The organism is Spirillospora sp. NBC_01491, from assembly GCF_036227065.1.
GTDB lineage: Bacteria > Actinomycetota > Actinomycetes > Streptosporangiales > Streptosporangiaceae > Spirillospora > Spirillospora xylanilytica.
The window spans coordinates 6808769-6831806 of sequence record NZ_CP109432.1 but is presented as its reverse complement, the minus strand read 5'-3'; the positions used below and the strand labels follow the sequence as shown (position 1 = coordinate 6831806).

At 74.7% G+C, this 23038-nt stretch carries 19 protein-coding genes; 4 read left to right on the top strand and 15 right to left on the bottom strand.

Features of this window, described 5'->3' with window-relative positions:
- Window positions 1-70: 70 nt before the first annotated feature.
- A complete protein-coding gene (locus OHA34_RS31765; protein ID WP_329519764.1) occupies window positions 71-2014 on the top strand; it encodes an endonuclease/exonuclease/phosphatase in 1944 nt (647 codons plus the stop codon).
- Between the two features lie 127 nt (window positions 2015-2141).
- Window positions 2142-2333, top strand: a complete 192-nt coding sequence (locus tag OHA34_RS31760; protein ID WP_329519763.1) for a hypothetical protein — start codon at window positions 2142-2144, stop codon at window positions 2331-2333.
- Between the two features lie 251 nt (window positions 2334-2584).
- On the opposite strand, the gene OHA34_RS31755 is transcribed toward OHA34_RS31760, so the two are convergent.
- Window positions 2585-5344, bottom strand: a complete 2760-nt coding sequence (locus OHA34_RS31755) for a hypothetical protein (protein ID WP_329519762.1) — start codon at window positions 5342-5344, stop codon at window positions 2585-2587.
- Between the two features lie 142 nt (window positions 5345-5486).
- Window positions 5487-6065: a DUF1707 SHOCT-like domain-containing protein gene (locus OHA34_RS31750; protein ID WP_329519761.1), complete on the bottom strand. Its 579-nt coding sequence runs from the start codon at window positions 6063-6065 to the stop codon at window positions 5487-5489.
- A gap of 214 nt (window positions 6066-6279) precedes the next feature.
- Between OHA34_RS31750 and OHA34_RS31745 the strand changes: the two genes are divergently transcribed.
- Window positions 6280-6864, top strand: coding sequence for a Uma2 family endonuclease (locus OHA34_RS31745; RefSeq protein ID WP_285937666.1), 585 nt, complete (start codon window positions 6280-6282; stop codon window positions 6862-6864).
- 76 nt (window positions 6865-6940) lie between these two features.
- Here the strand turns inward: OHA34_RS31745 and OHA34_RS31740 are convergent, their stop codons facing one another.
- Window positions 6941-8827: an elongation factor G gene (locus OHA34_RS31740; RefSeq protein WP_285937667.1), complete on the bottom strand. Its 1887-nt coding sequence runs from the start codon at window positions 8825-8827 to the stop codon at window positions 6941-6943.
- A 131-nt stretch (window positions 8828-8958) separates the two neighbouring features.
- Between OHA34_RS31740 and OHA34_RS31735 the strand changes: the two genes are divergently transcribed.
- Window positions 8959-9663 carry a cupin domain-containing protein gene (locus tag OHA34_RS31735; RefSeq protein WP_432763014.1) on the top strand — a complete coding sequence of 235 codons (705 nt, stop codon included), beginning with the start codon at window positions 8959-8961 and terminating at the stop codon, window positions 9661-9663.
- A 21-nt stretch (window positions 9664-9684) separates the two neighbouring features.
- On the opposite strand, the gene OHA34_RS31730 is transcribed toward OHA34_RS31735, so the two are convergent.
- From OHA34_RS31730 to OHA34_RS31675, 12 genes are all read right to left on the bottom strand, one after another.
- Window positions 9685-10476, bottom strand: a complete 792-nt coding sequence (locus OHA34_RS31730; protein ID WP_285937668.1) for an SAM-dependent methyltransferase — start codon at window positions 10474-10476, stop codon at window positions 9685-9687.
- Window positions 10477-10564: 88 nt separating this feature from the next.
- Complete coding sequence (locus OHA34_RS31725; protein WP_285937669.1) at window positions 10565-11575, bottom strand: sugar phosphate isomerase/epimerase family protein; 1011 nt, start codon at window positions 11573-11575, stop codon at window positions 10565-10567.
- Between the two features lie 4 nt (window positions 11576-11579).
- A complete protein-coding gene (locus OHA34_RS31720; RefSeq protein WP_329519760.1) occupies window positions 11580-12719 on the bottom strand; it encodes a Gfo/Idh/MocA family protein in 1140 nt (379 codons plus the stop codon).
- A gap of 88 nt (window positions 12720-12807) precedes the next feature.
- Complete coding sequence (locus OHA34_RS31715; RefSeq protein ID WP_285937671.1) at window positions 12808-13866, bottom strand: ABC transporter substrate-binding protein; 1059 nt, start codon at window positions 13864-13866, stop codon at window positions 12808-12810.
- 54 nt (window positions 13867-13920) lie between these two features.
- The gene (locus OHA34_RS31710; RefSeq protein ID WP_285937673.1) at window positions 13921-14946 is read right to left on the bottom strand and encodes an ABC transporter permease; all 1026 of its coding nucleotides are present in this window, start codon (window positions 14944-14946) and stop codon (window positions 13921-13923) included.
- Window positions 14943-16562, bottom strand: a complete 1620-nt coding sequence (locus tag OHA34_RS31705) for a sugar ABC transporter ATP-binding protein (protein WP_329519759.1) — start codon at window positions 16560-16562, stop codon at window positions 14943-14945. Before OHA34_RS31705 ends, OHA34_RS31710 begins: the two co-directional genes overlap by 4 nt.
- Window positions 16563-16617: 55 nt before the next feature.
- Window positions 16618-17805, bottom strand: a complete 1188-nt coding sequence (locus OHA34_RS31700) for an ROK family transcriptional regulator (RefSeq protein WP_285937675.1) — start codon at window positions 17803-17805, stop codon at window positions 16618-16620.
- Window positions 17806-17991: 186 nt separating this feature from the next.
- Window positions 17992-18606 carry a GTP-binding protein gene (locus tag OHA34_RS31695; protein ID WP_285937676.1) on the bottom strand — a complete coding sequence of 205 codons (615 nt, stop codon included), beginning with the start codon at window positions 18604-18606 and terminating at the stop codon, window positions 17992-17994.
- Window positions 18587-19012: a DUF742 domain-containing protein gene (locus tag OHA34_RS31690; protein WP_329519758.1), complete on the bottom strand. Its 426-nt coding sequence runs from the start codon at window positions 19010-19012 to the stop codon at window positions 18587-18589. The genes OHA34_RS31695 and OHA34_RS31690 overlap by 20 nt, the downstream gene beginning before the upstream one ends.
- Before the next feature lies 1 nt (window position 19013).
- Window positions 19014-19469, bottom strand: a complete 456-nt coding sequence (locus OHA34_RS31685; protein ID WP_285937678.1) for a roadblock/LC7 domain-containing protein — start codon at window positions 19467-19469, stop codon at window positions 19014-19016.
- The gene (locus OHA34_RS31680) at window positions 19466-22258 is read right to left on the bottom strand and encodes a sensor histidine kinase (RefSeq protein WP_285937679.1); all 2793 of its coding nucleotides are present in this window, start codon (window positions 22256-22258) and stop codon (window positions 19466-19468) included. Before OHA34_RS31680 ends, OHA34_RS31685 begins: the two co-directional genes overlap by 4 nt.
- A 176-nt stretch (window positions 22259-22434) precedes the next feature.
- Window positions 22435-22854: a roadblock/LC7 domain-containing protein gene (locus OHA34_RS31675; RefSeq protein ID WP_285937680.1), complete on the bottom strand. Its 420-nt coding sequence runs from the start codon at window positions 22852-22854 to the stop codon at window positions 22435-22437.
- Between the last annotated feature and the right edge of the window lie 184 nt (window positions 22855-23038).

Here is a 23038-nt window from a genome sequence, read left to right as displayed (position 1 = left end):
CGCCGGGGGCGCCGCGCATGCCATCCTTCTCGTGTTCACCAGGACCGCCTGACCTGACCCTGGAGCGTGGGTGGCGCACACAAGCGAGACGGGACGGACCGGCCGCCCGCCGGCCGTCCGGTCACTGATCGTCACGGTGGTTCTCGGCGTGCCGCTGGCCGTGATGCCGGTCCGGCCCGCCCTGGCGGCCCCGGCCCCGGCGGCACCGGCCCCGGCGGGGCGCCGCATCCACGACGTGCAGGGGGCGGGACACGTCTCGCCGCTGAACGGCGCGACGGTCGCCCAGGTGCCCGGCGTGGTCACCGCGGTGACCGTCAACGGCTTCTGGATGCAGGACCCGCACCCCGACCGCGATGTCGCGACGTCCGAGGGCGTCTACGTCTTCACCCGCAGCCGTCCCACCGTCGCCGTGCGCGACTCCGTCCACGTCACCGGGAAGGTCAGCGAGTTCCGGCCGGGCGGCGCCAAGTCGGCCAACCTCGGCCGCACCGAGATCGACGCGACGGCGACCGCGGTCGTCGCGCACGGCGTCCCGCTGCCGCCGCCGGTCGTGCTCGGGCCCGGCGGGCGCAGGCCGCCGACCAGCACCATCAAGCGCCTCCCGCCGTTCGCCCCGACGCGCGACGTGGAGAAGGGCGGCGGGTTCGATCCCGCGCACGACGCCCTGGACTTCTACGAGGCCCTGGAGGGCATGCGGGTCCGGGTGGTGAACGCCGTCGCGGTGGGCCCGTCCGCGTACGGCGAGATCCCGGTGCTGCCGGCGGGCGGCGCCGGCGCGGGGATTCGCACCGCCCGCGGCGGCATCCTGCTGCGCGACGGCGACGCCAACCCCGAGCGGGTCGTCCTCGACGACGCGCTGGTCCCGCTGCCCGCGATGAACGTGGGCGACCGGCTGCCCGGTACCACCGACGGCGTGCTCGACTACGGCTACGGCGAGTTCACCGTCCTGGTGACCGCCACCCCGAAACGCGCCGACGGCGGCCTGCCCCGCCAGGTCACCCGCGCGCAGCGTCCCGGCGAGCTGGCGGTGGCGACCGCCGACCTGAGCGGGCTGAGCCCCGACACGCCGGCCGAGCGGTTCGAGGCCCTGGCCGGCGACGTGGTCGACGGGCTGAAGGCCCCCGACCTCATCACGGTCACCGGGGTGCAGGACAACACCGGCACCAAGGACGACGGCACCGTGGCCGACGACCAGACCGTGGCCGAGCTGATCAGCGCGATCAGCGCCGCGGGCGGGCCCGCCTACGACTGGCGCTCGATCCCGCCCCGCGACAAGGCCGACGGCGGAGAGAAGGGCGCCAACGAGCGCGCCGGGTTCCTGTTCCGCACCGACCGCGGGCTGGCGTTCGTGGACCGGCCCGAGGGCGGCCCGAGCGACGCGCTGGCCGACGACCCGCCCGCCGCCGCGGGCTCCCGGCCCGACCCGGCGGTCACCTCCGTCCGGGTCGTCCGGACGCGGACCGGCCCGGCGCTGTCGCTCAGCCCCGGCCGGATCACCCCCGGCGACGCCGCCTGGGGCGCCACCGGCAAGCCGCTCGCGGGCGAGGTGACCTGGCACGGACGGCGGATCATCGTGGTCGCCGGCCGGTGGTTCCCGAAGACCGGCGACGACCAGCCGGCGTTCGGCCGCTTCCAGCCGCCGCTGCGGCCGAGTGAGTGGCGCCGCCAGGCCCAGGCGAAGGCGGTCGCCGGGTTCGTCCGATCGGTGCGCGCGGCCGGGCGGGACGCGGACGTGATCGTGGCGGGCGACCTGAACGAGCGCGAGTACGCGGCGCCGGTGCAGGCCCTGACCAAGCAGACCGGCCTCACCGACCTGTCCACCAGGGCGCCGAAGAACGACCGCCACACCGCGGTCTCCGGCGGCAACGCCGAGACGCTCGACCACATCCTGCTGAGCCCCTCGCTCAACCGCCGCAAGCACGAGTACGACGTGGTGCACCGCAACTCCGAGTTCGCGGGCACGGCGGGCCGGCGCGACCCGACCGTGGTGCGGATCGCGCTGCCCGGCAGGTAAACCTCCGCGCCCATTGGGGCCGGACGAAAGCATCGTCGCGGACCGGCCCGCCCGGGAGCCGGTGTTTTGTCGCGATCGTCCGGGGCACCGGTCGATCGTCACATCCCCTCCAGAAGGAGCCGACGACATGGCTCGACGCTTCAGACCGGGCGGCGGTATCGGCATCGTCGGACTGATCTACCTCGTCATCGGCGCGTTCGTCGCGTGGGACCGCGGCTACATCGACGCCGACCTGCTGCGCCGGGTGGCCAGTGCGCTGCTCGCCGTCCTGCTCTGGTTCCTGATCCTGCTCGGCGTGGACCTGCACATCCACACCTGAGGTCCACGGGGGCCTCCCCGCGGACGCAAGAGGGGACTCGCCCCCGGGCCATAGTCGCCAAAAGCCCCAAAGAGCTACTTTTCACCCATGACACAAGCAGCATGCAGTTGCGGACACGGTGGCGGATGCTCATGCTCGAAGGGCTGCTCTTGCGGCTGTAACGGCTGAGCCGCCCGGCGGCCGGGCGGCTCAACGGCTCAGTGGCTCAACGGCTCAGCGCGGCCACAACGGCCACCCGCGCGGCCGGACGATCACGGCGCGGGGACGCGCCAGAGCATCGGGGTCTCGCCCCGGTGGTCGGCGCTGATCCCGGCCGCGAGAAGGTCGCCGCCGAGCGCGGTGAGCGCGGTCAGCCGCTGGCCGCCCGGACCGTCCAGCCCGGTGCCGTGCACCGGCACGCGGCGCCACGCGTCCCCGTCGGCCGACGCCCACAGAACGACGTCCTGGCGGCCGGGCTGGCCGGTCGTGCCCGCCGCCACGAACCCCTTCTCCGTCGCGGTCACGCCGGTGAGCGCGGCGGGCGCGGGGGCCCCGGTGAGCGGGCGCGCCCGCCATGTCCGGCCGTTGTCGGCCGAGACGGCGACGCCGGTGCCGGCGCCCGCCGCGACGAGCAGGTCGTCGTGCGCGACGACCTGGTCGAGCTGCCCGGGGCCGAGCCCCTGCGGCGGCGTCGCGGCGGTCCACTTCAGGCCGTCGCCCGACGTCCAGATCGCGGGCCCGCCGCCGCGCCGGCCGCCGACCGCCGCGTAGCCGGTGGAGGTGGCGACCACGCCGGTCATCCACCGGCCGCCGTCGAGATCGCCCTTGCCCGCGTTGCCGCCGCGCGTCCAGCGCTTGAGGTCGGGCGAGCGCCACGTCGCGGCGGACGGCCCGGCGGCGCCGACCACCACGTACCCGCCGGGCCCGGCGACCGCGCCCGCCGGAGGCCGGCCCGCGGGGAACGGCGCGCGCCGCCAGGACGCCCCGTCCGCGGAGATCATCACCAGCGGCTGTGCGGGCCCGCCCTCGGCGCGACCCACGGCGAGCCACCCCTGCGGGCCGTAGGTGACGGCTGAGAGCCGCTGGCGCCCCGGGACGGCGGGGACCCGGCCCCGGGTCCACCCGTCGGGCCGCCCGGCGGGGGTGCTCCAGGCCGCCGCGCCGCCACCGGTGCTGCCCACGGCCACGACCCGCCCGCCGGCCGCGGCGAGCGACTCGACGGCCCGTTCCGCCCGCGCCGCGCCGGGGACCTTGGCGAGGTCCACCCCGGACAGGAACGCGTCGTTGCCGACCCGTCCGGCGATCACGGGGGCCCCGCCGTCCGCCACCGTCAGGCCGTTCGCCACCGTGCCGTTCGCCACCGTGCCGTTCGCCACCGCGCCGTTCATCGCGGGGTCGCCCGGCCGGCCGCCCGCCGGAGGCACCGGCTGCCAGGTCCGGCCGTCGGCGCTGCGCAGCGCCGACTGGGCGCCGCCCTTGCCGCGCACCAGCGCGGCCAGTCCCGCCGCAGAGCCGCCGAATCGGGCGACCCCGGCGAACTCCGGGACGCCGAACTGCCCCTGCCGCGCCCACGCCTGCCCGTCGGCCGACTTGAAGACCACACCGAACCGCTGGGTCTTGCGCTTCTTCTTCGGCCCGGTCGTGCGCCGTCCCTCGCGGACGGTGTAAAAGCCGCCGGGCCCCGCGACCAGCCCCGTGGCCGGCCCGTACGAGCCCTGCGCCTGCGGCACTCCCACCGCGGCCCACGTGCGCCCGCCGTCGGCCGACCGCCACAGGCCCTCGCCGCGGACGACGCTCCTGACCTTCTTCTTGCCCTTCTTCCTCAGCACGGGCCTGGCGAACGTCCCGTGCGCGACCAGCACGTTCCCGGCGGACGCGATCCGGTCGAGGCCGGTGATGTCGGTGGCGCCGAGGCCGTCGGTGCGCTGCCAGGCGCGGCCGTCGGCCGAGCTCCACAGCACCGCCCGCCCGTCGCCGGGCCCGGTCGGCAGGGTGACGCCGGCGGCGACGAAGCCGTTCGCGGTGCGGACCAGGCCGTTCACCCGGTCCCTCGGACCGAACGACGCGGGCGGCGGCTGCCGCGTCCACTCCCGTGCGTCGCCGCTGGTCCAGACGGCCGTGCCGCCGATGGAGTTCTGCCCGACGGCGACCCACGAGCCGGTACCGCCCGCGACCATCCGGGGACGGTCCCCGGGCGAGGGCTCGGCGCCGTCGGCGGCGCGCACGCGCGCGAGGCGCCAGGTGCGTCCCGCGTCGCCGGACGTCAGGAACTCGGCGCGCTCGCGCCCCGTCCCCCCGTCGCCCGCGCTCTCGGACCCCACCGCGACGACGACGCCTCCGGCGGTGGCCACGGCCGCGAGCTCCTGGACGAGGCCGTCGGACTTGGCGGCGGGGTCGGCGGCGAAGAACCGCTCGGCCGCGACCGCCCCGGCCATCTCCCGTCCCTCGCCGTCGCCGCCGCCGCGCGTGGCCACGTACGCGCCGACGCCCACGACCAGCACGGCGCCCGCCGCGATCGCCACGGCCGTGAGGCCCGACCGCTTCCCGGTACCGGAGCCGACGTCGGGATCGGGCCGGGGCTCGGCCTCGGCAGGCGCCTCGGCAGGCGCCTCGGCCGCCGCGGACGGCTCCGACGCCTCGGGGATCGCGGGCTCTTCGAGCTCTTCGGGCTCTTCGGGCTCCGTGGACGCTTCGGGCGCCGGGGCGGCGGCGTCCTTGATGGAACCGGTGCGGCGCGCCCGCGCCACCGTGCTCTCCGGGGACGGGGCGGCTGCGCGCCCGGCCTCGTCCGCGCCCGGCTCGGCGGGATCGCCCTCGCCGGCCCAGTGGACGTCCGCCTCGCGCCACGCCTCGTCCGCGCGCTGCCAGGGCGAGGCCCCGGCCCGGCCCGCGGGCCGCTCCGCGAGCACGCCCGCGTCGCCGATCGTCAGGCGGCGCCGGATCTCCCGGGATCCCGGCGCCTCGTCCCCGTCGGGCGACCGTCCGCCGGTCATCAGGCCGGCACCGTCCTGCTCGGGGGTCCTCGCCGTCACTCCCGCTCCTTCACCCGCCACGGCCCCGCGAAGGGGCCATCGAGTCACCGCGATGATTCACCATCAAACCGCCCCACACCGGTCACCGCGCGGGGACCCGGGGGAACAGCGGCCGAACGGGCCACGGAGCGTTCCTATCACCTCAGCGGCGGTAAATATGATCTTTCGCGTCGATCGCCCCCTTGTAGGCGATCCCCTTGATCCGCACGACCGGGGAGCCGTCCGGCTCGGCACCCTCGATCTCGGCGGACACGCCGACGCCGCCGATCTCCACCCGCGTGCCCGGCGGGACGAGGATCTCGACGGTGGACTTGTAGGCGACCACCCGGATCGTGGTGAGCGGCCCGTCCAGCTCGGCCGCGCGCAGGTCCAGCAGGGACTCGCCCTTGTAGACGACGCTGGTGAACTTCTTGGGCAGCCGCCATCGGCCGCTGCGCCGGATGCGGCTCTTGTAGGCCATCTGGAACCGGCCCGCGGCCCCGACGGCAGGGGCGGCAGGGGCGCCCGTCCGCGCGGGGAGGTCGGCCGACATCCGGCCCAACTCCTCGTGCGTGCGCGCGGCCAGCACCGCATCGCTCCGCTCGTCCAGCTCCACCTCGGTCAGCCGTCCCTCGGCGAACGCGGTGTGCAGCAGGACGAGCACCTGGTCCCGGTCGCGGTCCGACGCGCGCAGGGAGGGCGGCGCCTCCCCGACGGTCCGTGGACGCTGCTCGACGCTCATCATTTCTCCCTTTGAGGCACGATGCCCCCGATCCTGGACCCTCTCGTGGCGGGAGGGTCAACCCGAATCGAGATGTATCTTAACCCGCGGTCCCGCCGCGTTTCGAGGGAAGCGCCCGGATCCGGCCGTCCGACGCGCGATCACGCCTGCGGCCCGGCAGGTCCGGTGTCCGCTAGATTCGAAACGCCCGTCGATCTTCAAAGGGGGACGGTCCATGGGCGGATCGGTCGGCCACGAGCACGGCCCGTACACGCTGTACGACCTCGACGCGCTGCCCGAGGAGGGCCGCCGCTACGAGCTGGCCGACGGCTGGCTGAGCGAGCTGCCCGGCGACCTGTGGCACGACAACGCGGCCACGCGCCTGAAGGACATCCTCAAGAACGCGGCCCGGCAGGCCGACGCCGACGTGCACGTGGCCGGGACGCCGCAGGACGTGACCACCCCCGCCGGCCTCCGCAAGCCCGACGTGTTCGTGGTCGCCCGCGACGTGGCCCGCGCCGCGCTGGAACGCCGCACCCGCACCTACTACGGGCCCGACCTGCTGCTGGTCGCCGAGGTCGTCACGCCCCGCACCGGCAACGAGCGGATCGACCGGGTGCACAAGGTCGCCGAGTACGCCTCCACCGGCATCCCGCACTACTGGATCATCGACCTGGAACCGCGCCCGACGGTGACGATGCTGGAGCTGGAGGGCGTCGACTACCGCCTGTCGCGCAAGGCCCGCGCCGGAGAGCCGGTCAAGGTCGACCGCCCGTTCCCGATGGGCTTCGACCCGACCCGCCTGTCGGAAATGGAATGACCGCCCCCTTCCCATCAGGCTCGACGAGGACCTGGGCGCGGCGAGGCCGGGCCGGCCGGGTCGGCGGCGCCCGTCCTCACCCCGGCGGGCCGGCCTCCGCTGGGCGCACCGGGGGCGTGCCGTGCACCGGGCGTTCCCCGGACGGGCGGGACCACCAGACGCCCTCGCCGCGGGTCAGCCCGGGAAGCTCCCGGTCGAACTCCCTGGCCCGGCGGGCCGGGATCTCGCCCGTCAGCGTCCAGCCGTCCGGGCCGGGCGCCTGCTCGCGGACGTCGGCCTCCAGCGCGGCCAGGCGCGCGGTGACCGGGCCGAGCGCGGCGGACGGGATCTCCGCCTCGTAGGCGTGGCACGGCTCGTACACGCGGGTCCGCGCGGCGGCGAGGGCGCGCATCAGGACCCGCGGGGTCAGGCCGCGGAAGTCGGCGGCCGTGCTGATCGGGCCGGCGAAGCCCGACCGGGTCAGCACCACCGCGCAGTCGGTCACCGGCCAGCCGTACAGGCCCGCCTCGAGGGCGAGGCGGGCGCCCTCCTCGATCGCCCGGTCGAACGCCTGCGGCAGTGCGCCGTACTCGACCTCGCGGCGGAACGCCACGCCGGACCCGCGCGGGGCCGGTTCGACACGGAGCCCGACGGTCGCCCAGAAGTCGGGCGTGCGGCGCCGCCAGTCCATCTCCTCGGCGGCCTCGCCCGTCCCGGCCGGGCGTTCGGCGTACACCGGACGGCTCGCCTCGAAGACGGCCGCGACCCCGAACTCGTCGCGCAGCCTGGCCCCGATGATCTCCTTCTGCACCTCGCCGTACAGCAGCACGGAGGTGGCCCCGCCGTCCGCCGGGCGGGCCCGGATCAGCGGGTCCTCGTCGGCGAGCCGGACCAGCGCGGCCCGCACCCGTCCGCCCTCGTCCCGGCGGCGCGGCCGGACGATCGTCTCCAGGCTCGGCGGCGCGAACCCGGCCCGGTCCTCCTCCGCCGGGCCGAGCCGGTCGCCGACGCGGATGCCGGGCAGCCCGCCGATCCGGCCGATGCCGCCCGCCGTCAGCCGGCGCGCGTCCGAGCCGAGGACCTCCAGCGAGGTCAGCCGGCCGGTGTGCTCCCGGCCGTGCCCGTGGAAGGAGACCTTCTCCCGGTGGCGCAGCTCGCCGGAGCGCAGCCGCAGGTAGGCGACCTTCTCCCCGGCGGCGCCGCGCTCGATCGCGAAGACGGTCCCGGTCGCCTCGCCCTCGGGCGCCGGGGCGGGCGGAAGGAGCTCGGCGATGCCGTCCAGCAGTTCGGGGACGCCCTGGCCGCCGAGCGCCGACCCGAAGAACACCGGGTGCAGCGTTCCGGCGGCGGTCTGGGCCCGGAGCGCCGCCCGGACGCGTTCCGGCGCGGGTTCGCGGCCCTCGACCAGGTCGGCGAGCAGCCCGTCGTCGTGCTCGGCGAGGACCTCCGCGGCGGACGCAACGGACGCGGCGGATGGGACGGTGCGCGCCCCGGCCGTCCCGAGGCCGCGCACGTCGTTCATCGGGACGATCTGCCGGGTGAGCCGGCGCCGGACGTCGGCCAGCAGCCCGTCCCGCCGCGCGCCGGCCCGGTCGATCTTGTTGACGAACAGCAGCGTCGGCAGCCGCAGCTCGCGCAGCGTCCGGGCGAGCACGCGGGTCTGCGGCTGGACGCCCTCCACCGCCGACAGCACCAGTACGGCGCCGTCCAGCACGCCGAGGGCGCGCTCGACCTCGGCGATGAAGTCGGCGTGCCCGGGGGTGTCGATCAGGTTGACCCGCGCCGCGCCGAGCGCGAAGGAGGCGACGGCGGTGCGGATCGTGATGCCGCGGGCGCGCTCGATCTCGCCGCGGTCGGTCTGGGTGTCGCCGCCGTCGACGCTGCCGAGCCGGTCGATGACGCCGGTGTCGTACAGCAGCCGCTCAGTGAGGCTGGTCTTGCCCGCGTCGACGTGCGCGAGGATGCCGATGTTCAGGGTGGCCATGAGCGTTGATGTCCTCGGGAACTCTCGTCCGGATGGGGCTCTGGGAGAATCCGAAGACCTGGCGCATGACACCCTTCGTTCGCTCGCGGGATGGAACACGGCCATGGTAGCCGCAGGCTAAGATCGCGCGCGTGCTGCTCCTCGTGACGCTCGACGGCTGGCGCGCCCAGCCGGGACCTCAGTTCGTGCTCGACGAGGCGGGCGCGGTCTGGGCGCCCGAGCCCGACGCCGCGACCGGCGCGGGCGACGTGCTCGCCGTCGCCGACGACGTCTTCGCGACGGGCCAGGTGGTCGCGGTGTCGTTCGCCCCCGAGCCCGGTCCGCCGCGCGGGGTCGTCGACCGCACGCGGGCGCGCCGCGTCCGCTATGTCCGGCGTGGCCCGGACGGGCGGCACGTGGCGCTGCTCGACCGTCCCGCGACCGCAGAGGCGCTCGACCTGCTGCCGCACCCCGAGGGCGGCTGGTTCCGCGAGACGTGGCGGAGCGCGGTGCGCCTCACCCCGGACGGCTATCCGGGCGAGCGCGCCACCGCGACCGGCATCTACTTCCTGCTGCCGCCCGGCGAGGAGTCGATGTGGCACGCGGTCCGGTCCGACGAGGTGTGGCTGTGGCATCGCGGCGGCCCGCTGGCGCTGCTGCTCGGCGGCGACGGCGAGCGCCCGGGGGCGTCGCCGCGGACGGTCACGCTGGGCCCGGACGTGGAGGACGGACAGAGGCCGCAGGCCGTCGTCCCGGCGGGCGTGTGGCAGGCCGCCCGTCCGGCCGGGGCGGGCGAGGTGCTGGTGAGCTGCGTGGTCTCGCCGGGCTTCGACTTCGCCGACTTCCGCGCCGTCTAGCGTCCCCGACCGGGGACGCGGTCAGGGCTTGCGGGCGACTCCGGCGAGGAGCTTGCCGTGCGCCATCGGCTCGTCGGCGCGCCACTTGAACACGTCGACCACGCCGGGCTCCAGCAGCTCCAAGCCGTCGAACATGGCCTCGATCTCGGCCCGCGACCGCAGCACCAGCGCGGAGGTGGCGCCCTGGTAGGGGCGGGTGATCTGGTCGAGCTCCTCGGCGGTGAAGCCCTCGGAGCCGGTCGAGGTGATCACCAGGTGGCTGCCGGGCGCCATCCGCTCGGTGAACGCGCCGAGGATCCGCGCGGGGCCGTCCCGCTCGGTGACGAAGTGGAACACCGACAGCGCCAGCACCGCGACCGGCTCGGCGAAGTCGATCAGCGCCGCGACGTCGGGGTGGGCCAGGATCTCCTCGGGCCTGCGCACGTCGGCCTGCACCGAGGCGAGCCCCTCGACGGTGGTGCGCAGGGCGCGGTTGTGCGCGGTGACGATCGGGTCGTGGTCGACGTAGACGACCCGCGCGTCCGGCAGGACCTCCCGGGCCACCTCGTGCACGTTCGGGGAGGTGGGGATGCCGGTCCCGAGGTCGATGAACTGCCGGACGCCCTCCTGGGCCAGCACCCGGACGGCGCGGACGAGGAAGCGCCGGTTGGCCTGGGCCATCGCCTTGGCGTTCGGGCTCGCCGCGAGCAGTCCCGCCGCCGCCTCGCGGTCGGCCGGGAAGTTGTCCTTGCCGTCCAGGAGGAAGTCGTAGATGCGGGCGGTGCTGGGGGTGTTCACGTCGATGCCCGTGGGCTCCCAGTCGGTGTCGGTCATGCGGTCGGCTCCAGTCCCGCGCCCACGGCGAACGCTGCAAATGATCATATGCCGCCGGCCGGGTGGGGCGGCACCGATCACGAGCGCGCTAGTCGGATCCGCCGAACGCGGCGTCGAAGGCGGTCGCGGGCGGCTCGATGGAGGCCAGGGCGCGGATGAACTCCAGGGCCTCGGGGGCGCCCTGGAGGCGGTCCATGCCGGCGTCCTCCCACTCGATCGAGACCGGCCCGGCGTAGCCGATCGCGTTCAGCGCACGGAAGCAGTCCTCCCACGGGACGTCGCCGCGGCCGGTCGAGATGAAGTCCCAGCCGCGCCGCAGGTCGGCCCACGGCAGGTGCGAGGAGAGCCGGCCGCGCCGCCCGTCCCGGCCGCGGACCTTGGTGTCCTTGCAGTCCACGTGGTAGATCCGGTCGGCGAAGTCGGTCAGGAACCCGACCGGGTCGATGTCCTGCCACACCATGTGCGAGGGGTCCCAGTTGAGGCCGAACGCGGGACGGTGCCCGATCGCCTCCAGGGTGCGGACGGTGGTCCAGTGGTCGTAGGCGATCTCGCTCGGGTGCACCTCGTGCGCGAAGCGGACGCCGACCTCGTCGAAGACGTCCAGGATCGGGTTCCAGCGGTCCGCGAAGTCGGCGTAGCCGCGCTCGATCATCGCCGCGGGGGTCGGCGGGAACATCGCCACGGTGTGCCAGATCGACGATCCGGTGAACCCGACGACGGTGTCCACGCCGAGGAGCGCGGCGGCGCGGGCGGTGTCCTCGATCTCCTCGGCGGCGCGCCGCCGGACGCCCTCGGGCTCGCCGTCGCCCCACACGTGCGCGGGCAGGATCGCCTCGTGCCGCTCGTCGATCGGATGGTCGCAGACCGCCTGCCCGACCAGGTGGTTGGAGATGGCCCAGACCTTCAGGCCGTGCTCGGCGAGGGTCTCGAGCCTGCGCTGGACGTAGGTGTCATCGGCCAGGGCCTTGCCGACCTCGAAGTGGTCGCCCCAGCAGGCGATCTCCAGGCCGTCGTAGCCCCAGCCGGACGCGAGCCGGCAGACGTCCTCGAACGGGAGGTCGGCCCACTGGCCGGTGAACAGGGTGATCGGTCGTGCCATCTCGCTACACGCTCCTCTCGACGGGCGTCCACGCGCCGCCGGCCGCGCTGTCCTGCACGGCCGCCAGGACCCGCTGCACCTGGAGGCCGTCGGCGAACGACGGGGCCGGGTCGGTGCCCGCGTCGATCGCGGTCAGCAGGTCGGCGAACTGATGGGTGAAGGTGTGCTCGTACCCGAGCAGGTGGCCGGGCGGCCACCACGCCCCCGCGTACTCGTGCACGGGCTCGGTGACCAGGATCCGCCGGAAGCCCGCCGTCGCCGCGTCCTCGGCGGCGTCGTGGAACCACAGCTCGTTCAGCGCCTCCAGGTCGAAGAAGAGGCTGCCGGCGCTGCCGGCGACCTCGATCCGCAGCGCGTTCTTGCGGCCGGCCGCGACCCGGCTCGCCTCGAACGAGGCGAGCGCGCCGCCGCTGGTGCGGCCGATGAACACGGCCGCGTCGTCCACGGTGACGCGCGCGGTGCCGCCGCCGGGGACCGGCCGCTCGCCGACGAAGGTGTCGAGCAGCGCGGAGACGCCGGTGACGGTCTGGCCGGTGACGAACTGGGCGGCGTCGACGGCGTGCGCGCCGATGTCGCCGAGCGCGCCCGACCCCGCGCGGTCCTTGTCCATCCGCCAGGTGAACGGGGCGCCGGCGTCGGCCAGCCAGTCCTGGAGGTACTGCGCGCGGACGTGCCGGACGGTGCCGATCCGCCCGTCCGCCACGAGCTTGCGGGCGAGGGTGACCGCGGGGATCCGCCGGTAGTTGAACCCGACCATCGACCGGACGCCGCGTTCGGCGGCGCGGGCCGCCGCCGCGGCCATCGTCTCGGCCTCCGCGACGCTGTTGGCGAGGGGCTTCTCGCACAGCACGTGCTTCCCGGCCTCGAGCGCGGCGACCGCGATCTCGGCGTGGGTGTCGCCCGGCGTGCAGATGTCGATGAGCTGGACGTCGTCGCGGCGCAGCAGCGCCTTCCAGTCGGTCTCCACCGCCGCCCAGCCGAGCGCGCGGGCGGCGGCCCCGGCCCGCTCGGCGTCGCGTCCGGCCAGCGCGGCCAGCACCGGGGTGAGCGGCGGGGCGAAGAACGGCCCGACGCTGCGCCACCCGTGGGAGTGGGCGCGCCCCATGAACGCGTGCCCCACCATCCCGATTCCGACCGTCGTCATGCACATCCCCTCTCGTTCCGTCGACCTGCGGCGCGCCGTCCCCCTCCTCCGGGGAGCCGGGGGGACGGCGCGCCGGGTGCGACCGTGTTCAGGACTCGAAGCCGAGCGGCAGGTAGGCGTCGACGTTCTCCTTGGTGACCGTCTCGGACGCGAGCGCGATCGACTGCGGCACCTGCCGCTCGACCAGGTCCGCCAGCCCCTTGTCCTGCGCGATCAGCCGGGCGACGCGGATCGCCGAGCCGGCCATCGTCGGACTGTAGGTGATGGTCGCCTCCAGCACCCCGCCGGCCTTGATCTCGCGCATCGCGTTGGCCGAGCCGGCCCCGCCGACCATGAAGAACTCCGTGCGGCCGGCCTGCTTGATCGCGGCGAGCACGCCGACGCCCTGGTCGTCGTCGTGATTCCACAGCGCGTCGATCTTCTTGTGCGCCTGGAGCAGGTTGGCGGCGACCTGGTTGCCGGTCTCCACGGTGAACTTGGCGTCCTGCTTGGCGGTCACGGTGAAGCCGAACGCCTTGAGCGCGTCGGCGAAGCCCTTGCTGCGCTCCTGGGTGAGCGGCAGCGTCGCGATGCCCTGCACCTCCACGATGACAGGCTTGGCGACGCCCTTGTCCTTGAGCCGCTTGCCGATGTGGTTGCCGGCGGCCACGCCGAGCCCGTAGTTGTCGCCGCCGATCCAGGTCCGGTACGACAGCTTGTCGGGGAAGACCCGGTCGAGGTTGACCACCGGGATGCCGGCGTCCATCGCCTTGCGCGCCACCTGGTTGAGCTGCTCACCGTCGTTCGGCTGGAGCACCAGGACGTCCACCTTGGCGGAGATCAGCGACTCGACCGCGGAGATCTGCTGGTTGATGTCGTTGGTCGGCTCCACCGGCTTGAACGTCACGTCGGAGTACCGTTTGGCCTGCGCCTGGGCGTTCTTGGTGATGGCCGCGATCCAGCCGTGGTCGGCGGCGGGCGCGGAGAACCCGATGGTGACCTTCTTGCCGGGCTTGTCGTTGTCGCCGCCGAGGGCGCCGGTCTGCGCGGCCGGGGTGGGGTCGCCCTTGTCGCTGTTGCTGGTGCATCCGGTGGCGAGGCCGCCGGCCGCGATGGCGGCGCCGCCGAACAGGAGACCTCTGCGGCTGGGTATGCGGTTGTCGGACATGGCGTGCTCCTGGGGGGTGGTGAGTCAGGCAGGAGTGGCGGGGGCGGGACGGGGTCAGGTGGGGCTGCGCAGGCCGCGACGCTGCAAGAGCACGGCGATCACGATGATCACGCCCTTGGCGATGAGCTGGTCGCTGGTCTGCAACCCGTTGAGGATGAACAGGTTGGTGATGAGGGTGAAGACGAGCACGCCGAGGATCGACCCGGCGAGGGTGCCGCGTCCGCCGGTGAGCAGCGTGCCGCCGATGATCACGGCGGCGATCGCGTCCAGCTCGTACAGGTCGCCGTGCGTGCTGGAACCGGTCGTGGTCCGCGCCATGATGATGATCGCGGCGATGCCGCAGCACAGCCCGGACAGCGCGTACAGCGTCAGGGTGTGCCGCCGCACGTTGATGCCGGCCAGCCGGGCGGCCTCGGGGTTGCCGCCGACCGCGAAGGTGCGGCGGCCGAAGGTGGTGCGGTTGAGCAGCAGCCATCCGGCCACCGCGACCGCGGCGAAGATGTAGACCACCAGCGGCAGCCCCAGCACCTTGGTGGTCGACAGCGCCTCGATCGCGTCGTTCTCGGGCCGGACGAGCTGGGTCTTGCGGTCCGAGAGCCGCTGCGCCAGGCCGCGCGCGGCGACCAGCATGGCGAGCGTGGCGATGAACGGGACGAGCCGGCCGTAGGCGATCAGCAGCCCGCTGACCAGGCCCGCGCCGGTGCCGACCAGGATCGCGCAGACCGCCATCACCACCGGGCCGTACGACTGGGTCGCCAGGGTGGTGGCCCAGACCGAGGCCAGCGCCATCACCGCGCCGACCGACAGGTCGATCCCGCCCCCGATGATCACAAACGTGGCGCCGACGGTGATGACACCGATGGTGGCGGCGAGCGCGAGGATGCCCACCAGGTTGCCGGAGGTGAGGAAGTTGTCGGGCTCGGTCACCACGCCGACGATGCCGAGCAGCACCAGCGCGCCGACCAGGCCGAGATGCCGGATCTCCCCCGGACCCCGGCCCGTCCCGCCCGGCCTGGCCCAGGGCGGCTTCGGCCGAGGGCCGCGCGCCTTCTCGGTCAGCGAGACACCCGCGTCGGTCACAGGGCGCTCCCTTCCATGATCATGTTGAGTACCGCGGGCTCGTCGAGCTCGCGGGCGGCGCCGCTGTGGACGACCTTGCCCTCGCGGACGACCAGGACGCGGTCGGCCAGGCCGAGCACCTCGGGCACCTCGCTGGAGACCAGCAGCACCGCGATGCCGCGTCCGGCCAGCTCCCGGATCACCGCGTACAGCTCGGCGCGCGCCCCCACGTCCACGCCGCGGGTCGGCTCATCGAGGATGAGCAGCCTCAGCCCGTGCGCGGGGGCGGCCGGGCCGTCCGAACCGTCCGGGCCGCCGCCCGGCGGTTCGCCTCCCGGCGGGAGGTCCGCCCCGAGCAGCCAGCGGGCCAGGACGACCTTCTGCTGATTGCCGCCCGACAGGGTCACCACCGGACGGCGCGGATCGGGCGGCCGGATGTCGAGCGCCTCGATCTGGCGGCGCACGTCGGCGACCTCGCGGCGCCGGTTGAGCCAGCCGAACGAGGAGTAGCGGTTCAGCCCGGCGACGGTGACGTTCCCCCCGACGGTCTCGTTGAGCAGCAGCGCCTGGCTCTTGCGCTCCTCCGGCGCCATGCCCATGCCGCGCCGGACGGCGGCGCCGGTGTCGCCCGGCCGCACCGGCCGCCCGTCGAGCAGGACCCGGCCGCGGGTCGCGCGGCGGGCTCCGTACACCGTCTCCAGGATCTCCGACCGGCCCGCGCCGACGAGCCCGGCCAGCCCGACGATCTCACCGGCGCGGACGCTGAACGAGACGTCCTCGAAGGCGCCCGCCAGGGTGAGGTCCTCGACCCGCAGCACCTCGGGAGCGTCGCCGGCCGGGGCGGGCCGCGCGGGGAAGACGTCCTCGACGTCGCGGCCGGTCATCAGCTCGACGACGCGCCCGGTGGGAGTGCTCCGCGCGGGCAGCCCGCCCGCGACCGCGCGGCCGTCCTTCAGCACGGTCACCCGGTCGCCGATCTCGCGGATCTCCTCCAGCCGGTGCGAGATGTAGACGACCGCGACGCCGTCGGCGGTCAGCTCCCGGATGATGCGGAACAGGTTGGTGACCTCGTCGTGCGCGAGCGCGGCGGACGGCTCGTCCATCACGATCAGCCGCGCCCGGTGCGACAGCGCCCGCGCCATGCTGACCACCTGCTTGCCCGCGGCGGGCAGCCGGCCGACCTCGCCGCGCGGCGCGATCTCGCCGTGCCCGAGGCGGCCGAGCAGCTCGCGCGCGCCGCGTTCGGCGGCGGCCCGGCGGGTGAAGCCGTACCGGGCGCGCTCGTGCCCGAGGTAGATGTTGTCGGCCACCGACAGCCCGTCGACCAGGTCGAGCTCCTGGTAGATGGTGGCGATCCCGGCGCGCATCGCGGCGGTCGGGCCGGTGAGCCGGACCGGGGCGCCGTCCAGGAGGATCTCGCCCTCGTCCGGCTGGTGCGCGCCGGCGAGCACCTTGATGAGGGTCGATTTGCCGGCGCCGTTCTGCCCGAGCAGGCAGTGCACCTCGCCGGGACGGACGTCGAGGTCGACGCCGTCCAGGGCGCGGACGCCCGGGAAGCGCTTGGCGATCCCGCGCATCCTGAGCAGCGGCTCGGGGTCGGTGCCGGTGCCGTCGGGACGGCTCTTCGCAGGGCCCATCGGGGCCTCCTGGGGGGTGTGGGTCAGGTGGGGCGAAGGCGGGAGGCTGGTGCGGTCAGGCGGGGGCGAAGGTGTGGTCGCTGATGAGGCGGGCGCCGCCGATCACACCGGCCTGGCCGGCCAGCTCGGACAGCACGATCGGGAGGTTGCCGGTCGCCAGGGGCAGCGACCGGCGGTAGACGACACTGCGGATCTCGGCGAGCAGGGTGTGGCCGAGCCCGGCGACGCCGCCCGCGATGATGACCAGGCCGGGGTTGAAGAAGCTGACCAGCCCGGCGAGGACCTGGCCGACGTGCCGGCCGCCCTCGCGGACGAGCTGGACCGACACCGGGTCGCCGGCCGCGGCGGCCTCGGCCACGTGCCCGCCCGACAGCTCCCCGTGCCGCTCCAGGAGCTGGGCGAGCTGGGGCGAGCGGCCCGAGCGGGCCGCCTCGCCCGCGTCCCGGGCGAGCGCGGCGCCGCCGAAGTAGGCCTCCAGGCACCCGGCGTTGCCGCACGCGCACATGGGGCCGTCGTCGTCGACCCGGATGTGGCCGATGTCGCCGGCGCTGCCGGACACGCCCCGGTAGATGGCGCCGTCCACGACGACGCCGCAGCCGATGCCGGTGCCGATCTTGACCAGCAGGAAGTCGCCGACCGAGCGGGCCAGCCCGGAGTGCAGCTCGCCGAGCGCCATCAGGTTCACGTCGTTGTCGACCAGCACCGGGCAGCCGAGCTCCTGGCCGATCGCGTCCCGCACCGGGAAGCGGTCCCAGCCCGGCATGATCGGCGGCACCACCGGCATGCCGTCGCGGAAGCTGACCGGGCCGGGCACCCCGATGCCGGTGCCGTGCGCCTGCCCGACCAGGCCCTGGTCGCGCAGCTTGCCGAGCAGGTCGAGCGCGCGGTCGAGCACCGCCATGGCGCCCTGCCGGACGTCGCAGGGCTCGCTGACGTGGCCGAGGACCTCCAGCTCGCCGTCGGTCACCGCGACGTCGATCGAGGTGGCGCCGATGTCGAAGGCGACGAACCGCAGCGCGGGCGAGAGCCGGACGATCCCCGAGCGGCGCCCGCCGCGGGACGCGGCCAGGCCCGCGGTCTCCACCAGCCCGAGCGCGACGAGCCGGTCGAGCTCGACGGCCAGCTTGGACCGGGACAGCCGGACGACGTCGCCGAGTTCGGCCCGCGAGCGGGGTCCCTCGTCGCGCAGCAGCCGCAGCAGGCGTGCCTGATGCACGTTCTGCGGACGAGCCGACATGCGCATCACGCCGTCCCTTCGGGATCCAGGGGGACCCGGGGAGCCCCGGGTTCTGGCCGTGAAGGTAATCGACTTTCGCCGCTTTGAGAAGACCTTTTCCCTGTTTCCAGCGAACTTTCCCCACTCAGAGGACAAAGTCGCGCGCACAAAACCCGCACCGGCGCCCTGGGGCGGCCGATGCGGGTCGGTGGATCAGTGTGTGAGGGCGCCGGGGTCGCGCCGCCCGCTCATCGTGCGCATGATGTGCTCGACGAGCGTGATCAGCACGTGCTTGGCCGACTCGCGGTCGCGCACGTCACAGTTGATCACGGGGATTTCGGCGGGCAGGTCCAGCGCGTCGCGGACCTGCGTCGGCGAGTGCTGGCCCGCTCCGTCGAAGTGGTTCACCCCGATGATGAACGGCACACCGCGCCGTTCGAAGTAGTCCACCGAGGGGAAGCAGTCGGCCAGCCGCCGGGTGTCGACCAGCACCACCGCGCCGAGCGCGCCCTTGGCCAGCTCGTCCCACATGAACCAGAACCGGTCCTGGCCGGGCGTGCCGAACACGAACAGGACCAGCCCGTTGGGCAGCGTGATCCGGCCGAAGTCCATCGCCACCGTCGTGGTGGTCTTCTGCGCCACCGCGGAGGTGTCATCGATGCCGATGCTCTTCTCGGTGAGCGCCTCCTCGGTGCGCAGCGGGCGGATCTCGCTGACCGCGCTCACCAGGGTGGTCTTGCCGACGCCGAAGCCGCCGGCGACGAGGATCTTGACGGTCAGCGCGGAGTCGCCTCGCGGCGGGCCCGCGTCAGAGCGCACGGATTCCATCGATCACTTCCTTGAGTACGCGCTCGCTGGGGAACTGGGCCACCGGCGCGGGGCGCCGGACCTGGATCAGCGAGTGATCGAGCAGGTCGCCGAGCAGGACCCGGACGACCCCGAGGGGGAGTTCCAGCTCCGACGCTATCTCGACCACGGACAGCGACGTGCGGCAAAGCTCCAAGATCATCTCATGTTCCGGCTCCGGCACCCAGGGCGGCGCCGTCGTGCCGGAGGGTCGCCCCTCGTCCTCGGGTTCGGCCGCGTCCACGGTGACGATGAGGGCGACCAGGTCGAACGTGTCTCCGTCGTAGTGCGTCCGGCCGCCGGTCAGCGCGTACGGGCGGACGACGGGACCGGCCGCGTCGTCGTACCAGGCCGTCCCGCCGGACCCGTTCTCGGGCGAGGGGGTCACCTTACGCGCCGCCCGGTTCGGGCTGGCCGGCCGGCGGGCCGCCGCGCGGGTTGGCCGACAGGTGCTGCCCGACGCGGGTCACCAGCATCGCCATCTCGTAGGCGATGATGCCGAGATCGGCGTCGGCGTCGGCGAGCACCGCCAGGCACGCGCCCCGTCCGGCCGCGGTGACGAACAGGAAGGCCGACTCCATCTCCACGATGGTCTGCCGGACCGCACCGCCGCCGAACGACTCGCCCGCCCCGCGCGCCAGGCTCTGGAAGCTGGCGGCCACGGCGGACAGGTGGTCGGAGTCCTCGCGTCCCAGGCCCCGCGAGGCGGCGATGCGCAGGCCGTCGCTCGACAGCACCACCGCGTTCTGCACCTGGGCCACCCGCTGAACCAGGCTGTCGAGAAGCCAGTTCAGCTCACCGGCCCCGTTCAGGGCCTCCGTGCCTGGGTGCTGCGCTTCTGTCATGTGGTGTCGTCCTCCTGGTCGCTTGGGGTTGCCTGGCCTGCTTCGGCCTCGGCCGCTTCGTGCCGGCCGCGCTGCCAGCCGCGCTGCATGGCGGACATCATCGACCGCGTCTCCTCGGCCGTCCGCTCGCCGTCCCCGGGCTCGTCGCCCGGACCGGCGCCGCCGGGGACCGGGGCGCCCAGCGGGACGCCGTCCGGGACGGGGGCGCCCGGGACACCGCCGCCGTGGGGCCGGGCGGCCGGAGACGTCGCATCCGGACGCGGGGGCGGCGGGGCCGCGTGCCGTCCCTCTGCGGCGAGGTGCGCGTCCACCCGTTCGCGGAGCTGAGGCGCCAGGTGCGTCTGCCGCCTGCGCTTCGGCAGCTCGCCGTCGGCCAGGGGCCGCGCGGGAGGCTCGGGCAGGATCTCGGCGGCGGGCGCGGGAGGCGCCGGCTCGGGCCGTTCGGCCAGGACGGGTTCGGGCTCCCACTCCGTCTCCGGTTGCGCGGCCGGGGCGGCCGGAGCGGCCGGGGCGGGCGGAGCGGCCGGGGCGGGCGGAGCGGCCGGGGCGGGCGGAGCGGCCGGGGCGGGCGCGGGCGTCGGCATCGGTGTGGGAACGGGTGTGGGGGCGGTGGACGTGGGGGCGCGCTCGGGCTCGGCCACCAGCCGGACGAACCCGCCCGACGTGGACGGCGAGGACGACAACGGCGACGCGGACGAGCCGGCCCGCGCGGACTCCAGCGCCGCCGAGGGCTGCCCCAGGGTGCGCAGGGGCCCGGTCGACGGACGTCCGCCGAGAGCGGCCTCGGCGTCGGCCTCCACGATGAGCGCGGCCGGGATCAGCGCGATCGCCGTGGTGCCGCCGTAGGGCGACTGCTGGAGGGTGACCATGATGTCGTGCCGCTGCGCCAGCCGCGCGACCACGAACAGCCCGAGCTGCGCACTGTCGGACGGGTCGAAGTCCGGCGGATCGGACAGCCGCGCGTTCGCGGTGCGGATCGCCTCGGCCGTCATGCCGAGCCCGCGGTCCTCGATCTCGATGGCGTACCCGTTCGGGACCGGGTGCCCGCTGACCCGCACCGGCGCCTGCGGCGGGGAGAAGGTGGTGGCGTTCTCGACGACCTCGGCGAGCAGGTGGATGACGTCGGCGACCGCGGAGCCGAGCAGCGCGATCCGGGGCAGCGGCTGGACCCGCACCCGCGGGTAGTCCTCCACCTCGGCGACCGCGCCGCGGACCACGTCGACCAGCGGCACCGGCCGGCGCCAGCCGCGCCCGGCGGTCTTGCCCGCCAGGATGACCAGGCCCTCCGCGTGCCGCCGCATCCGGGTCGCGAGGTGGTCGAGCCGGAACAGGTCCGACAGCTCGGCCGGGTCCTCGGTGCGGCGCTCCATCGTGTCGAGCAGGCTGAGCTGGCGGTGCAGCAGCGCCTGGTTGCGGCGGGCGAGGTTGACGAACACCTCGCTGATCCCGCGCCGGGCCGCGACCTCGCCGGCCGCCGCGAGCAGCACCGCCTCGCGGGCCCGGTCGAACGACTCGGAGATCTGCCGGATCTCCTCGATGCGGTAGTCGTAGTCGGGCAGGTCGTCCGCGGTGGCCGCGGGCTGCCCGGCCCGGACCTGCTCGGCCATCTGCGGCATCCGCTGCCGGGTGAAGCCGACGACGCCCGCGGCGAGCGTGCGGCACTCGCGGACGAGCCGCCGGGAGACCCGGACCGCGACGAGCGTCGAGACGATCACCGCGAGCAGGCCCAGGCCGCCGGCCAGCGCCAGCCGCACGAACACCCCGACCGCGATGCCCTCCGCGCGGGTGGAGAGCCTGTCGAGCAACTGGTTCTCGTACGCGAAGAGCCGGTTGCCGGCGGTGTCGGCGAGCGTCCGCCAGACGGCGGCCTCGACCGGCGGCGCGCTCTGCCGGGCGGTGTGCGCGACCTGCCCCGTCCGGGTGCCGGTCCCCGCCGCCGTGCCGCCGCCCGACGCGGCCGTCCGGCCGGGGTGCTGCGGCTTGGCGGTGCGCTCCGCAGGCTCGGCGCCGTGGACGACCTGGTCCTCCAGCGACCGGAGCTGCGTGAACGGCAGCGAGGAGACGAGCTTGGTGTAGCGGGCGCGCTCGGCCTCGGGCAGGTTGGGGACGGTGTCGGCGTACAGGTACCGCTGCGCCCCGGTGAGCTGGGCGAACTGGCCCCGCTCGGCGGCGGTCACGCGCCCGGCGGCCAGCGCCCCGGTCAGCAGGGCGTCCTCGCGCGCCAGGTACTCGCGGGCGCGGCCCACCGAGGTGAGCGTGCGCGCGTCGGCGGCGATGGTGCCGTCCCGCGGCGCGGTCGCGTTGTAGATCGCGAAACCCGCGTCGATGATCCCGGTGTACTCCTCCAGCACCCGGGGCCGCTCGGCGATGCGCTCGTCGACCGTCCGGCGGGCCGCGTCGAGCGTGCCGAGCCGGCTCACCAGGTCCTCGATGCGCGCGAGCACGGCGGTGTCGACCGCGCCGCGCAGTCCCCCGTCCTTGCTGTTGCGCCGCACCGCTTCCCGCGCGAGGTCGGTCGCGTGGCGCTGCGTCTCCAGCGCGCCCTTGTCGGCCGTCCGGGGACCGCCGAGCTGGGCCAGCGACAGCCGCCGCTCCTTCTGGAGGGCGTCGATCAGCCGCTGCGTGGGCAGCACCGACTTCTCCTGGTACTGCTTGCTCTGCATGAGCTGGTGCGCGTCGCCGTAGGTGATGCCGGTGACGAACGCCCACAGCGCGGTGAGGGCGAGCAGCGGCACGAGGATCAGCAGGATGATCCTCGCCCGGATCGAGGAGAGACGAAGGGCCTTCACAGTTCGCGGACCATGCTCACGAGAGCGTCCTCTGGCAGTCGGGGAGACGACATGCGGGGAAACCTCCCGATGCGGGGTGTACGGGGGTGTGGCGGAGCCTACTACGTCGCGAGAACGGGCCCGATCGGCGGTCCGGGCCCGTGCCCGCGGCGATCCGGACGGTCACCGGGCCGCGTTCAGGCCCGGTCGAATCCCATCCCGGAGCCCCGCGGGGCGGCCTGCATGTGCCGTCCGACCCGCTTGATCAGCACCGCCATCTCGTAGGCGATGAGACCGGCGTCGGCCTCGCCGGAGGCCAGCACGGCCAGGCAGGTGCCGTCGCCGGCGGCCGTCACGAACAGCAGCAGCGCGTCCATCTCGATGATGGTCTGGCGCACGTTGCCGCCGGAGAAGTGCCGCCCGGCGCCGCGCGCCAGACTCTGCACCCCGGCGGCCAGGGCCGACAGGTGCTCGGCGTCCTCGCGGCCGAGCTCCCTGGACGCCGCGACGGCCAACCCGTCACGGGACAGGATCACCGCCTGCCGCACCGTCGGGAGCCGCTCGGCGAAATCGTTGAGCAGCCAGTTCATCTCACCGCTGGCGGTGTTGTGGATCATCGGGGTTTCCTCATCCCGTGGCGGAGTGAAGGCCGGGAGGGCCGGCGGCAGAGCCGCGGTCCCGGCCGGTCGCGTGCGACGCTTCATCGCGTCTCAGGGCAGGGCGTCCGCAGGACGACAGTTGCCGAAGATCATAGTGTGACCGGGGCGTCGCTGGGCGAAGGTTCACCACATTTCGGGCGAT